This is a genomic window from Clostridium sp. Ade.TY, assembly GCF_000498355.1.
In the GTDB taxonomy this organism is placed as follows: domain Bacteria; phylum Bacillota; class Clostridia; order Clostridiales; family Clostridiaceae; genus Clostridium.
Window position 1 is genome coordinate 163,276 of sequence record NZ_AVSV01000003.1, and the last position, 13,427, is coordinate 176,702.

Genomic DNA, 13,427 nt, shown 5'->3' on the forward strand with positions numbered 1-13,427 from the left:
AAAAAATAGTGTATAATATGGAATAAATAATCAAAATATGATAGAGGAGGTAATAAATTTAAAATGAAAATATTTTATAGAATAATAGCTACTGTTGGTTATGGGTTATTAGCTGGTATTGGTGTAAACTCATTTTTAACACCTGCCAAAGTATATTCAGGAGGGGTTACAGGTTTATCACAGTTATTATCATCAGCAGGAACAGATTTTTTGGGGATTAACATAAAAATTTCAACTTGGGTATTATTAATTAATTTACCGCTTATATTTTTATCATGGAAAAAACTTGGAAAGAAATTTACTTTTTATAGTCTTTTAGCAGTTCTTTCATCATCATTCTTTATTAGAGTAATACCATCATATCAAATTACAGATAATATACTTTTAGCATCAATTTTTGGTGGAATACTTACAGGAGCTGGTGTTGGTGTTTGCTTTAGATTGGGTTTTTCAACTGGAGGAACGGATATTATAGTACTTGTAATTCAAAAGATGACTGGTAAGTCAGTTGGACAGCTTGGACTTATATTAAATGGAATAATATTATCAATGGCAGGAATAATGTATGGCTGGGAAATGGCACTATATAGTTTAATTTCAATATTTGCTACAACAAAAGTTATTGATTTATTCTATATTCAGCAATATAAATTAACTGTTAATATATTTACTAAAAAAGAAAAGGAAGTTGTACAAGGCTTACTTGAAAATAACTTACGTGGTGTTACAGTACATACTAATTTACGTGGTGGATATACAAATGAAGAATTAAGTTCAATTGTTACTGTTATATCAAAACAAGAATTATTTTTTATAAAAAAGATAGTTTTAGATATAGATCCAGATGCTTTTGTAAATGTACAGCCAACTGTTGAAGTTGTAGGAAAGTTTGTAGATAAGTCATTATTATAGATTTAAATCCCTAAAAGTCTTGTTTAACTTTTAGGGATTTACTATTTAATTAAATTATATCATTACTATTTTAGCATTTACGCCATCAAGATTATTTAGATTATTTTTTAAATCATTGATTTCATCTTGATTTTCGTTAAGTAAATCTAAAATTATAAGCCCAGATTGAGAACATGAATTTACACTGGCTTCATGAAGACCAAGTCTTGTTTTAATTATACATCCATGTTTAGTTAAAAGTTCTTGAACCTTTGGTGCTATCTCATTTCTTGGTGATATTTTAATTAACATAATTGAAAACATATGAAATTCCTCCTAAGTTTTACTAAGGTTAAATTTACCTTATAATATACTTTTATACATTCTATAGTATAATCAAAAATCCTTTATATAATTCTGTAAATAAAAAGAAAACAATAAATTTATAATGTATAATATAAATATTGGAAAAATTTACGGAGATTTATAAGTACGATTATATTTATAATCATAGTATATTTAATTAAAAAAATAAAAGGCAAAAGGTAATTAGAGTATTTATGAAAAAGAAAAAAAATATTTTAAGCTTTTTTTTAGTTTTTTCTATAATAGTAGGTTTTGCTTATATACCAATTGCAACAATATATAAAAACAAAAAAGATAAACCTTTTATTGAGATAAAGGATAGAACTTTAAATGAAGCTAAAAAATTTATTGAAAATAAAAATTACATACAAGCAGAAAGAAAATTAAATTATATATTAAACAATAAAAATATAATGTCTGCATTAAATAAAGATGAAAAGTTTACTATATATAATTATTTAGGTGTTGTAAATTTACAGCAAGGTAAGTTTTTAAATGCAATAATTGACTATGAAAAGTCAAATAAATATGCAAATAAAAATAATAAGTTAAAATCTCTTATAAATATATCAATAGCTTATAGAGATATTGGTGAGTATATAAAAAGTTCAGAGATGTTAATTAAAGTTTCGAAAGAAAAAATACATTATAATTCAGAATATGCTTATATTAAAGCTTATGCATTAATTAACTTAGCAGAGGTGTATATAAGAATTGGAAATATTTCTGAATTTAGAATTATACTTAATAAAGTAAAAAAGTTATTAGAATATATTCCAGAAGAGTATAAAGAAGATATTGAAATTATGTATTATACATATAGAGCTTTAGATAGTATATATGATAATGATTTAAAAAATGCACAAAACTGTTTAAATGAAATTGAAAATTTAGAAAAGAAAAATAAAGAGATTGATTTTACTGAATTAGATATTTTAAAACTTAGAGCATATGGATGTTTTTATGAAAAGAAAGGTGAATATAAAAAGTCTGAAGAATGTTTTGAAAAGTTAGAAGTAGAAGCTAATAAAGAAGGTTCAACTTATATTGAATTATTTGCATTAAGTAGAAGAATAAATTTTTTCAAAAATTATAATGAAGCAGAATATGTAAATCTTTTAAAAAGATATTATTACAGAGAAGAAGAAATAGAAAAATTAAATGATTCACAATATAGATATCATTTAAATAATGAGTTTATTAAAGAAGTTAATAATTCAATTAGTAAGGAATTTATTGTAACTATGTTTATGGTTTTTATAATTCTTTCTATATTAATTATATTATTAATTAAAAAAATTAAAAAATCAAAAAAAGAATCTATGAAAGATCCTTTATGCGATATTTATAACAGAAGATTTTTAGATAAATATATGGAAGATATATCAAAAAGAGATATGCCAATATCTGTAGTAATGATAGATGTTGATTACTTTAAATTATACAATGATAATTATGGGCATCAGCAAGGTGACATGGTACTTAAGAATGTAGCTAATGTTTTGAAAAAAAGTTGTAGAAAAGATGATATAGTTGCTAGATATGGTGGAGAGGAATTTTGTATAATACTCAGGCATACTGATAAATATGCATCAATAGAACTTGCAAAAAGAATAAAAGATAATATGATTAAAGCAAATATATTGCATGAGTTTTCGAAAGTTGAAAAGGTTGTAACTTTAAGTATTGGAATCGCAACTATATATTCATTAAGTCATGTTGAAAATATTATAAAACTTGCAGATAAATCTTTATATACAATAAAAAAATCTGGACGTAATGGGTATATACATATAGAAGATATTATAAAGAAAGATTTAATAGATTAAAAATTTAATTATAATATTTATATAAAAGGATTTTTTACAAATAAAAATCCTTTTATATGTTTAAAGTTAATTTTTAAGGTGCTTGTTTGTATTTATAATTAAATTTCCAACTTATATTATCTAAATTTATATTTTTTAAATTAAATGATTTATTATTAAAAACAAATTTAACCCTTTTAGCATGTAGTGGATAAAAGAATTCTGGTATATCTATTTTATCAATTATAACTCTTGCAAATGGTATATTTTTCTCATCATATAATTCTAGTTCAAAATCTTTAATTTCTATTAATGTTAATTTTGTTCCATTGTAAATATAACCATCAAGAACTAAATTATCAGATACTTTATATAAATTATTAACAATTAAGTTAATTGTATTTGCTTGAAGTGAAAAGTCACTTGTATTAAATAAATCTTCTTGAGATTTTATTGGAGTTGCATTAACTTTAAGTGGAGCTAGAAATATAGTTACAAGTAGTAAAAGAGAAAAAGATTTTTTGAAGTTTAATTTCATTATATTTACCTCCTTAAATTATGTATATATACTATTTAAATCAAAATTTTCTATCTTTATATAATATTGTGCGATAAAAGGAAATTTTTATACGTATAATAAGGATATAATTAAAATAAAAAACCCTCTAAAATAAATTAGAGGGTTTAACTATTAATATAAAAGAGATATTAATAGAGAGGATGGTGCCATTTATTAATAATATTAATAAATGGAGTGTTATAAAATTAAAAAAGAAAAAAGGTTTACTTTCATTTATAATGATTTCCTAATATATAAAAAAATATACAGACATAATAAAAAAACCTCCGCCAAAAGCGAAGGTTAATTTAGAAAGGGTTTAATTTAAATTGTTAAGGTGTAATCTTAACAATGGGGGGATTTTGGGTAAATAATTTAAATTTTAAATTATTTTATTGGGTATTATAATAATTGACTTATAATGAATAAAATATTCAAAATAAAAAAATTTTTTTATAAATCTACTAAAGCACATCCTTGTACAGCATTTATTCCATTTTGTTTACAATAATCTAGTATAGCAGTACTTTCAGCACCAGGTTGGATTAATATGTTTTTAATACCTAAATCTTTGGCTTCTTTTACATAGTCTAAACCTTGAATACTGTTTATACATAAGTCAATTGCTTCTATTTCATAAGGAATTTCCTTTAAAGATTTAAAAATATTATCTCCACCCCTTGGATTAACACCTTTAACATTAAGTCCATTACTTTTAAGTTTTTTTAATATTTTATGTGCATATTTTGATTCATTAGAAACATCTCCAATGACAACCCAATTATTAAAATTTTTAAAGTTTTTTACGCTCATAAAAACAACTCCTTTTTATAGCTCTGATGTACAATTAGGACATCTAGTAGCTTCAATATGTATTTCAGAGAAGCAGTAAGGACAATTTTTTGTAGTTGCTTCTTCACAAACTTGTTCTTTTCTAAATGCTATGTCTTTAATTCTATTTAATTGTCTTATTACTAAAAATATAGAGAAAGATATTATTAAAAAATTAATTACGTTATTTAAGAATACTCCATAGTTAATAGTAGCTGCACCAGCTGCTTGAGCTGTTTTTAGTGAACTATATTCTTTACCGCTTAAATTTATATAAAGGTTAGAAAAATCTACTTTACCAACAAGAGCACCAACTGCAGGCATTATAATATCATTTACTAGAGAAGTAACTATTTTTGAAAATGCGCCTCCAATTACAACACCAATTGCTAAATCGACAACATTACCTCTCATAGCAAATTTCTTAAATTCATTCCACAAAAGCGATTCCTCCTTTCTTTGTTATAAGATATTTTATCCTAAAATAAGATAAACAATAGATATATATCTAAAAATATTATAAAAATTTTAAAAATGTAACAATTTATTAAATGATAATTTAATTTAAGTAATAATTATTTTAATTTTTAATCAAAGAAGTACAATGAATAATAAATATTAAAAACTTATTTTAATATATAATGATATAAAAAATATAATAGTTATATAGATATTTAATTGGAGGAACTCTATGAGATTAAATAAAGGAATATTTACAGAAGCTCACGCAAAAGAAATATCTACATGGGTATATGAAGGAAAATATTCAATATATAATTTTCCCCCTTGGAAAATTATGATTAAGGAAAAGTTTGCTTTATGTGATTCTATAAAGAGAAAAAGTTTTATAGCATATACAGATGAAGCTGATAACTTAATAGGATTCGTTAATTTAGTTGATGAAGGAAAATATGTGTTTTTTGGAATTGGATTAAAGCCTAATATTTGTGGAAAAGGTATAGGAAAAGAAGTAGTTAATATGTCTATAGAAGAAAGTAAAAATAAGTTTGGATTAAAACCAATAATTTTAGAAGTTCGTTCATTTAATAAAAGAGCAATAAAGTGTTATGAGTCTCAAGGATTTAAAATTATTGGGATTTCTGAACATGATACATTTGTTGGGGCTGGAGATTTTTATATAATGGAATATAATCATTAATTATAAAAATTAGCAGTGATTAAGTATCATTGCTAATTTTATATTTTTAATATGATTTATTATTAGAAAGTATTATAATATGTTTATATGTTTTTAGAAATAGAAGGTGAAAAAGATGAGGGATTTGGATTATAAAAGTTTAAGTAGTGAAGTTGTAACAAAGGATAGTTTTTTATATGAAAATGATAGAGAAGCATGGAATAGAGCAATACAAAAGTATCCAGATGCAATATGTTATCCAAAAACAACAGAAGAAGTTATAGAGACTTTAAAATGGGTAAAGAATAATAGTGTTCAATTTAGAATCAGATCAGGACGCCATCATTATGAAGGATATTCAACAGGTAATGATATATTTATTATAGATGTAAGTAAGATGAATAATATTTATGTTGATGAAATTAATCAAACAGTAAAAATAGATGGTGGAGTAAGAAATAGAGAACTTTATGAAGCGGTAAATTCATTAGGTTATCCATTCCCAGGTGGAGGATGTCCAACAGTTGGTGTTATAGGCTTTACATTAGGCGGAGGATGGGGATATTCAAGTAGATTATTTGGACTTGGATGTGATTGCTTAATAGAAGCAGAATTAGTTGATTATGATGGAGACTTACTTGTTTTAAATAATAAAGAAAATAGAGATTTATTTTGGGCACTTAAAGGTTCTGGTGGAGGTAACTTTGGAATAGTTACTTCAATGACATTTAAACTTCCAAATAAAATTAATATGGCAACATTAATAAATATTGATTTTAACAATATAGATATTGAAGAGAAAATAGATATAATAGAAGAACTTCAAAATACATATAAAGCTTTAGATAGAAGAATGAATTTAAAAACAGCTATATATAATTCAGCGGAAAAAGGTAGTGGAATAAAGATGACAGGCCTTTTTTATGGAACAAAGGAAGAGGCTAATAAAATTTTAGAAAGACTTAAAAATAAAGGGAGCAATTTATATTACAATTTAGAATATATGACTGTTTTAGAGGCTAATAGATGGATACAAGATAGTCATCCAGATTATGAAAAATATAAATCAGGTGGAAGGTTTGTATTTAGAGATTATAATAGAGAAGAAATTAGAGAGATTATTGAATTAGTAGCAAATAGAGCAGAAGGTGCAACATATACAGCTGTTTCATTTTATGGATTAGGTGGTGCCGTTTCTGATATAGAAAAATGTGATACTGCATTTTATTATAGATGTGCTAAATTTATTATGGGATTTCAATCTGTGTGGGAAGATTTAAAGTATGCAGAAAAAAATGTAAATTGGGTTAAAGAAAACTTTGAATTTATAAAATCAATTACAGAAGGTTCTTTTGTAAACTTCCCAATAGATGTAATAAATGATTATGAAAAAGAGTATTATGGTCAAAATATAAATAAATTAAAAGAAATAAAAGAAAAATATGATCCTAAAAATATGTTTAATTTTGAGCAAAGTATAAAAGGATTTTAAATATTTATATAAGATAATAACTATTATAAATTTAAAAGTCTAGTAATTTAGAAAAATCTAAGTTGCTAGACTTTTTTATGCATATACATTATAAAATTATGTATAATTTACAAAAATAATTTACTTATACTATAAAAAATGGAAAATAATTTATTTTAAATAAGCTAAAATATAATTTTTATGGAAATTTTAATTGAAAAAATAATAAATATAGTAAATAAAATGAATATTTTAAAAAAATATATAAAAAGAATATTCCTACTTTATGCATATAATATTCAAAAAATTGCAGGAAATCTTTCTTAAAAAGATTGATGAGACTGTACATTTGGCAAGGATGATACAAAATATGTAATAAATAATATTTTTTAGGATGAATAAAATCAAAAAAACATATACATTTTATGTAAAAAAATGGTTTGTAATCGTTTTTTAAAGAGCTATAATTAAAACTGTAAACAGCGTTAGTAAAGAGTGGTTGACCCCTAAAGCGTTGTTTGCCAAACAAACTAAAGAAGAAAGAGAGTGATAATATGAAGAATAATAGAGCTTTAAATGTTACCTCAGAAATAGGAAAATTAAAAACAGTTTTATTACATAGACCAGGAGAAGAAATTGAAAATTTAACTCCAAATCTATTAGACAGATTATTATTCGATGATATCCCATACTTAAAAATTGCAAGAGAAGAACATGATGTATTTGCACAAACATTAAGAGATGCAGGTGTAGAAGTTCTTTATTTAGAAGAACTTGCAGCAGAAGCTATCGCAACTAGCGAAGACGTAAAGAAAGAATTCATAAATGAATTTATAACTGAAGCAGGAGTTGAAAGTGATACTCTAAGAGAAGCATTAATGAAGTTCTTCTTAAACTTTGATAACAAGGATATGGTTGATAAGATGATGGCTGGTGTTAGGAAAGAAGAATTAAAAGAATATCATAGAGATTCATTATATGATTTAGTAAATAGTACATATCCATTTGTTTGTGACCCAATGCCAAATCTTTATTTTACTAGAGATCCATTTGCAACAATTGGACATGGTATAACATTAAACCATATGAGAACAGAAACAAGAAATAGAGAAACATTATTTGCAAAATATATCTTCAAACATCATCCAAGATTTAAAGATAAAGATGTACCATTCTGGTTCAATAGAGATGAAAATACTTCAATTGAAGGTGGAGATGAATTAATACTTTCAAAAGATACATTAGCAGTTGGTATTTCACAAAGAACTGATTCAGCTTCAGTAGAAAAGCTTGCTAAGAGAATTTTATTTAATGAAGATTCAACATTCAAAACAGTATTAGCTTTCCAAATACCTGTAAGCAGAGCATTTATGCACTTAGATACAGTATTTACTCAAGTTGATTATGATAAATTCACAGTTCATCCAGAAATAGTTGGACCTTTAAATGTTTATGCAATAACAAAAGATCCAGAAAATCCAAATATGCTTAAGACTACTAAAGAAGTAGATACTTTAGAACATATATTAAGCAAATATTTAAATAGAGAAGTTACATTAATTAAATGTGGTGGCGGCGATGAAATAATTGCTGCAAGAGAACAATGGAATGATGGTTCAAATACATTAGCTATTGCACCAGGAGAAGTTGTTGTTTACTCAAGAAACTATGTAACTAATAAGATATTAGAAGACTATGGAATAAAATTACACGTAATTCCATCATCAGAACTTTCAAGAGGTAGAGGTGGCCCAAGATGTATGTCAATGCCACTAATCAGAGAAGATTTATAATTTAAGACAAACTAAAATATTTAATATAAAACTAAAATTAAGTGTTTACTATTTTTAAATTAAGTATGGTAAAGATAGTAAACACTTAGGTAAAACTAAGGAGGAAATGAAAATGGCAGTTAATTTAAAAGGAAGAAGTTTTTTAACATTAAAGGATTTTACACCAGAAGAAATAAGATATCTTTTAGATTTATCACATGATTTAAAAGCTAAAAAAAGAGCTGGAATATTAGGCGATACTTTAAAAGGTAAAAATGTTGTTTTATTATTTGAAAAAACATCAACTAGAACAAGATGTGCATTCGAATGTGGAGCAGCAGAAGAAGGAGCTCATGTAACATTCTTAACAAACTCACAAATGGGTAAAAAAGAATCAATCGAAGATACAGCAAAAGTTCTTGGAAGAATGTATGATGGTATAGAATTTAGAGGATTCAAACAATCAACAGTTGAAGAACTTGCAAAATATGCAGGAGTTCCAGTATGGAATGGATTAACTGACGCTGACCACCCAACTCAAATATTAGCAGATTTTCTTACAATAGAAGAACATGCACATAAACCTCTTAGTGAAATTAAATTAGTATTTGCTGGAGATACAAGAAACAATATGAGTTATGCATTAATGTATGGTGCAGCTAAAATGGGAATGCACTTTGTAGCACTTGGACCTAAGAGCTTAGAACCAGATGAAGAAATAGTTAAGGAAATGCAAGAATACTCAAAACAAACTGGAGCAGTAATAGAATTCTCAGATAACGTTGACGAAGCAGTTAAAGGAGCTGACGTTATTTACACAGATATATGGGTATCAATGGGAGAAGATGAAAGCTTATATCCAGAAAGAGTTAAATTATTAACTCCATATAAAGTAACAAGAGAAATGATGGCTAAAACAGGAAATAAAAATACATTATTCATGCATTGCTTACCATCATTCCATGATGAGGATACAGAAGTTTGCAAAGACATGATGGAAAGATTAGGTCTTGACATTAGAGAAGTTGAAGACGAAGTATTTAGAAGCAAAAATTCAGTAGTATTTGATGAAGCTGAAAATAGAATGCATACTATAAAAGCCGTAATGGTAGCTACAGCAGGAAAATAATTTGTCATTAGTCGGCTATTTGGTTTTGAATAGCCGGCTAAACTTTTCTATAACCTATTAAAAACCTATTAAACTTTTCTATAAAAAAACTAAATAGAGGTGATAAATATGTCAGAGCAACAATCTACTGGTGAACAAAAAAATCTTGGGTTTGCATCACTTGCAGCATTAATTGTTGGATCTATGATTGGTGGAGGAGCATTTAACTTACCGTCAGATATGGCAAGAGGTGCAGGAACTGGTGCAATTATTATTGGTTGGATTATAACCGGTATCGGCATGATAGCACTTGCTTTTGTATATCAAGCATTAGCAAACAGAAAGCCAGAACTTAGCGGTGGTGTATATAGTTATGCTAAGGCGGGATTTGGTGAATACATAGGATTTAACTCAGCATGGGGTTATTGGCTTAGTGCATGGATAGGAAACGTATCTTATTCAGTTCTTTTATTCGGAGCTATAGGATATTTTGCTCCTATATTCGGAGAAGGTAATAATTTAGCATCAATAATTGGAGCTTCAGTTATTGTTTGGGCATTTACTTTCTTAATATTAAAAGGAGTAAGTGGAGCTGCTTTTGTTAACTTAATAACAACAATAGCAAAATTAGTTCCTATATGTGTATTTATAGTAGTAGCAATATTTGCATTTAACTTCCACAACTTTACTTTTGAGTTTTGGGGTTCAACAGATCTAGGTAGTATATTAGATCAAGCAAAAAATACTATGCTAGTAACATTATGGTGCTTTATAGGTATTGAAGGTGCAGTAGTTGTATCTGGTAGAGCTAAAAAGCAAAGTGATGTTGGTAAAGCAACAGTAATGGGATTAGTAGGAACTTTATGTATATATCTTTTAATTTCTTTAATGTCTTTAGGAGTTATGAATAGAGTACATTTAGCAGGCTTAGAAAACCCATCAATGGCATATGTTTTAGAATTCGCTGTTGGTAAATGGGGTGCTGTGCTTATAAATTTAGGATTAATAATATCATTATTTGGATCATTACTTGGATGGTCACTTTTAGCTGCTGAAATTCCATTTGTAGCTGCAAAAGATGGTGTTCTTCCAAAAATATTTGCAAAAACAAATAAGAGTGGAGCTCCAGCAGCATCATTAATCATAACAAATGTGTTAGTTGAATTATTCTTAATCTTAACACTTGTTGCAAGTAGTACTTATCAAGCATTATATTCAGTAGCTAGTACAGCAATACTTGTTCCTTATCTTTTAAGTGCAATGTATGGACTTAAGCTTACTATAACAGGTGAGACTTATGATAAAAATCCAGAAGGAAGAACAAAGGATAAAATCTTTGCAACTATAGCAACAGTATATGCTGTATGGTTATGTTACGCAGCTGGATTAAAATATTTACTATTATGTTTCATTCTTTATGCAGTTGGTATAATTTTCTACTATATTGCTAAGAAACAAAATAACAAAGATAAAAAAGTATTTGTTGGATCAGAAGCTGTAATTGCAATAATTATTTTAGTTATAGCTGTAATTGCTATAGTATTATTAGCAACTGGAAAAATATCAATTTAGCTAAATATTAATTATTTAGAATACCTTTTAAAATACACTTTTACTAAAGATAAAATTATGATGATTTAATAAACAAAAGATAAAAATTTATAGATAAATTAAATAAACAGAAGATAAAATTATAAATTAATAAATATTAATTATAAGGAGGAACAAAAGATGAAAATAGTTTTAGCATTAGGTGGAAATGCATTACAAGCAGATCCAAAAGATAAAAGTGCAGAAGGTCAATTAAAGACTTGTAAAGAAACTGCAAAATCAGTAGTTGATTTAATAGAAGCTGGACACAGAGTGTCAGTTGTTCATGGAAACGGACCTCAAGTTGGACAAATATTAGCTAGCATTGAAGAAGCTTACCAAGCAAATCATAACAATACACTTTTCCCATTTGATGTTGTAGGTTCTTTTTCACAAGGTTATATAGGATATCATTTACAAAATGCAATTTCAGAAGAACTTCATAAGAGAAATATAAATAAGTCTGCTGAAACAATAATTACTCAAGTTGTAGTAGATAAAAATGATAAGGCATTTGAAAATCCAACAAAACCAATAGGATCATTCTATTCAGAAGAAGAAGCTAAAAAACTTGAAAAAGATAAAGGTTATGTTATGAAAGAAGATGCTGGTAGAGGATATAGAAGAGTTGTAGCATCACCAAAGCCTGTTGATATAGTTGAAAAGGATGCAATAAAGGCAATGGTTGATGATGGATTTGTTGTAATCGCTTGCGGCGGTGGTGGAATTCCAGTAGTTAAAGAAGGAGATGACTTAGTTGGGGTTCCTGCAGTTATTGATAAAGACTTTGCAGCAGAAAAGCTTGCTGAAATATTAGATGCTGATATTTTATTAATACTTACAGCAGTTGATAGAGTATGTGTAAATTACAATAAACCAAATCAAAAAGAATTAAAGGAAATAGGTATAGAAGAAGTAAATAAATATATAGAAGAAGGTCAATTTGCACCAGGAAGTATGCTTCCAAAAGTTGAAGCTTGTAAGAAGTTTGTTCAATCAGCTAATAATAAACAAGCTATAATAGCATCACTTTCTAGAGCAAAAGAATCTTTGACAGGAGAATCAGGAACAAAAATTGTAAAATAAAATATTTTTTAGAGAGGAAGATAGTTCTTTCTCTCTAAGCTAATTATTAGCATTTATAAAAGGGCGAATTTTAAGTTGTTTATAAAATAGTATTTTACAGAAGAGGTAGGTTATTATGGAAAATGATTTAAAAAAGAGAAGAAGAGAAGCAATCATTAATATAATAAAAAATGAAGATATAGGAAAGCAAGAACAGCTTGTTTTAAAGTTAAAACTTTTAGGTATAAATGCGACTCAAGCAACATTATCACGCGATTTAAGAGAAATGCATATAATTAGAAAGCTTATGAAAAATAAAGAGTACAAGTATGTACTGGTAACTGAAGAAAGTGTAGGAAAAAGATGTAATAACATATTTAAAAATTCAGTTGAAAGTATATGTGTACAAGAATATTTTATATCAATAAAAACTATGAAAGGCATGGCAGATGTTGTTGGTGAATTTATTGATAGATTAAATGATAAAAGAATTATTGGAACGGTTGCAAATAATTATAGCGTATTTATTATTTGCAATGGTGAAAAAAATGCAAAACTTGTGTTTAAGGAATTAAATGATTTAAGATTTTAAGTATTTTTGTATACATTTATTTAAGTACACCTAAAAATAAATGAATAAACATAATAAAATTATACTTCTTAAAATAATAGAGTTTTATCAAATTAATGATAAAACTCTATTATTTTTTATAAGATTAAATATTTAATATACAATGAAATTTTAATAAATTTTAATGTAAAAATATAGCTCTATATTAAAATGAACATTATACTAAATCAGAGTATTTAAAATATGTTTAATTAAAT

At 26.2% G+C, this 13,427-nt stretch carries 13 protein-coding genes; 9 read left to right on the top strand and 4 right to left on the bottom strand.

Going from position 1 to position 13,427, the window contains the following annotated elements:
* Positions 1-63: 63 nt before the first annotated feature.
* Positions 64-912, top strand: a complete 849-nt coding sequence (locus tag O212_RS0101415; RefSeq protein ID WP_024613393.1) for a YitT family protein — start codon at positions 64-66, stop codon at positions 910-912.
* A 54-nt stretch (positions 913-966) separates the two neighbouring features.
* Here the strand turns inward: O212_RS0101415 and O212_RS0101420 are convergent, their stop codons facing one another.
* Positions 967-1,215 carry a hypothetical protein gene (locus O212_RS0101420; protein WP_024613394.1) on the bottom strand — a complete coding sequence of 83 codons (249 nt, stop codon included), beginning with the start codon at positions 1,213-1,215 and terminating at the stop codon, positions 967-969.
* Between the two features lie 236 nt (positions 1,216-1,451).
* Between O212_RS0101420 and O212_RS0101425 the strand changes: the two genes are divergently transcribed.
* Positions 1,452-3,086: a GGDEF domain-containing protein gene (locus O212_RS0101425; protein ID WP_024613395.1), complete on the top strand. Its 1,635-nt coding sequence runs from the start codon at positions 1,452-1,454 to the stop codon at positions 3,084-3,086.
* Between the two features lie 73 nt (positions 3,087-3,159).
* On the opposite strand, the gene O212_RS0101430 is transcribed toward O212_RS0101425, so the two are convergent.
* The 3 genes from O212_RS0101430 to mscL form a co-directional block, all read right to left on the bottom strand.
* Positions 3,160-3,603 carry a hypothetical protein gene (locus O212_RS0101430; protein WP_024613396.1) on the bottom strand — a complete coding sequence of 148 codons (444 nt, stop codon included), beginning with the start codon at positions 3,601-3,603 and terminating at the stop codon, positions 3,160-3,162.
* A 474-nt stretch (positions 3,604-4,077) separates the two neighbouring features.
* Positions 4,078-4,437, bottom strand: coding sequence for a CoA-binding protein (locus O212_RS0101435; RefSeq protein WP_029699094.1), 360 nt, complete (start codon positions 4,435-4,437; stop codon positions 4,078-4,080).
* A gap of 15 nt (positions 4,438-4,452) precedes the next feature.
* Positions 4,453-4,896, bottom strand: a complete 444-nt coding sequence (gene mscL / locus O212_RS0101440) for a large conductance mechanosensitive channel protein MscL (protein ID WP_029699095.1) — start codon at positions 4,894-4,896, stop codon at positions 4,453-4,455.
* Between the two features lie 250 nt (positions 4,897-5,146).
* Here mscL and O212_RS0101445 point away from each other — a divergent pair, with 250 nt between their 5' ends.
* The 7 genes from O212_RS0101445 (at position 5,147) to O212_RS0101480 (ending at position 13,191) form a co-directional block, all read left to right on the top strand.
* The gene (locus O212_RS0101445; RefSeq protein WP_024613397.1) at positions 5,147-5,614 is read left to right on the top strand and encodes a GNAT family N-acetyltransferase; all 468 of its coding nucleotides are present in this window, start codon (positions 5,147-5,149) and stop codon (positions 5,612-5,614) included.
* Between the two features lie 115 nt (positions 5,615-5,729).
* A complete protein-coding gene (locus O212_RS0101450) occupies positions 5,730-7,085 on the top strand; it encodes an FAD-binding oxidoreductase (protein ID WP_024613398.1) in 1,356 nt (451 codons plus the stop codon).
* 533 nt (positions 7,086-7,618) lie between these two features.
* The gene (gene arcA, locus O212_RS0101460; RefSeq protein ID WP_024613399.1) at positions 7,619-8,857 is read left to right on the top strand and encodes an arginine deiminase; all 1,239 of its coding nucleotides are present in this window, start codon (positions 7,619-7,621) and stop codon (positions 8,855-8,857) included.
* 112 nt (positions 8,858-8,969) lie between these two features.
* Positions 8,970-9,965 carry an ornithine carbamoyltransferase gene (argF, locus tag O212_RS0101465; protein WP_024613400.1) on the top strand — a complete coding sequence of 332 codons (996 nt, stop codon included), beginning with the start codon at positions 8,970-8,972 and terminating at the stop codon, positions 9,963-9,965.
* Between the two features lie 108 nt (positions 9,966-10,073).
* Positions 10,074-11,516, top strand: a complete 1,443-nt coding sequence (arcD, locus tag O212_RS0101470; RefSeq protein ID WP_024613401.1) for an arginine-ornithine antiporter — start codon at positions 10,074-10,076, stop codon at positions 11,514-11,516.
* A 159-nt stretch (positions 11,517-11,675) separates the two neighbouring features.
* On the top strand, positions 11,676-12,620 hold the full coding sequence (arcC, locus tag O212_RS0101475) for a carbamate kinase (RefSeq protein ID WP_024613402.1): 945 nt from the start codon (positions 11,676-11,678) through the stop codon (positions 12,618-12,620).
* Positions 12,621-12,735: 115 nt separating this feature from the next.
* Complete coding sequence (locus O212_RS0101480) at positions 12,736-13,191, top strand: ArgR family transcriptional regulator (protein WP_024613403.1); 456 nt, start codon at positions 12,736-12,738, stop codon at positions 13,189-13,191.
* Positions 13,192-13,427 lie beyond the last annotated feature (236 nt).

What these genes read in the sequence shown, in the direction of transcription:
- O212_RS0101415 (WP_024613393.1), top strand. Translation starts at nt 64, where the DNA reads ATGAAAATATTTTATAGAATAATAGCTACTGTTGGTTATGGGTTATTA.
- O212_RS0101420 (WP_024613394.1), bottom strand. Translation starts at nt 1,215, where the DNA reads ATGTTTTCAATTATGTTAATTAAAATATCACCAAGAAATGAGATAGCA.
- O212_RS0101425 (WP_024613395.1), top strand. Translation starts at nt 1,452, where the DNA reads ATGAAAAAGAAAAAAAATATTTTAAGCTTTTTTTTAGTTTTTTCTATA.
- O212_RS0101430 (WP_024613396.1), bottom strand. Translation starts at nt 3,603, where the DNA reads ATGAAATTAAACTTCAAAAAATCTTTTTCTCTTTTACTACTTGTAACT.
- O212_RS0101435 (WP_029699094.1), bottom strand. Translation starts at nt 4,437, where the DNA reads ATGAGCGTAAAAAACTTTAAAAATTTTAATAATTGGGTTGTCATTGGA.
- O212_RS0101445 (WP_024613397.1), top strand. Translation starts at nt 5,147, where the DNA reads ATGAGATTAAATAAAGGAATATTTACAGAAGCTCACGCAAAAGAAATA.
- O212_RS0101450 (WP_024613398.1), top strand. Translation starts at nt 5,730, where the DNA reads ATGAGGGATTTGGATTATAAAAGTTTAAGTAGTGAAGTTGTAACAAAG.
- arcA (WP_024613399.1), top strand. Translation starts at nt 7,619, where the DNA reads ATGAAGAATAATAGAGCTTTAAATGTTACCTCAGAAATAGGAAAATTA.
- argF (WP_024613400.1), top strand. Translation starts at nt 8,970, where the DNA reads ATGGCAGTTAATTTAAAAGGAAGAAGTTTTTTAACATTAAAGGATTTT.
- arcD (WP_024613401.1), top strand. Translation starts at nt 10,074, where the DNA reads ATGTCAGAGCAACAATCTACTGGTGAACAAAAAAATCTTGGGTTTGCA.
- arcC (WP_024613402.1), top strand. Translation starts at nt 11,676, where the DNA reads ATGAAAATAGTTTTAGCATTAGGTGGAAATGCATTACAAGCAGATCCA.
- O212_RS0101480 (WP_024613403.1), top strand. Translation starts at nt 12,736, where the DNA reads ATGGAAAATGATTTAAAAAAGAGAAGAAGAGAAGCAATCATTAATATA.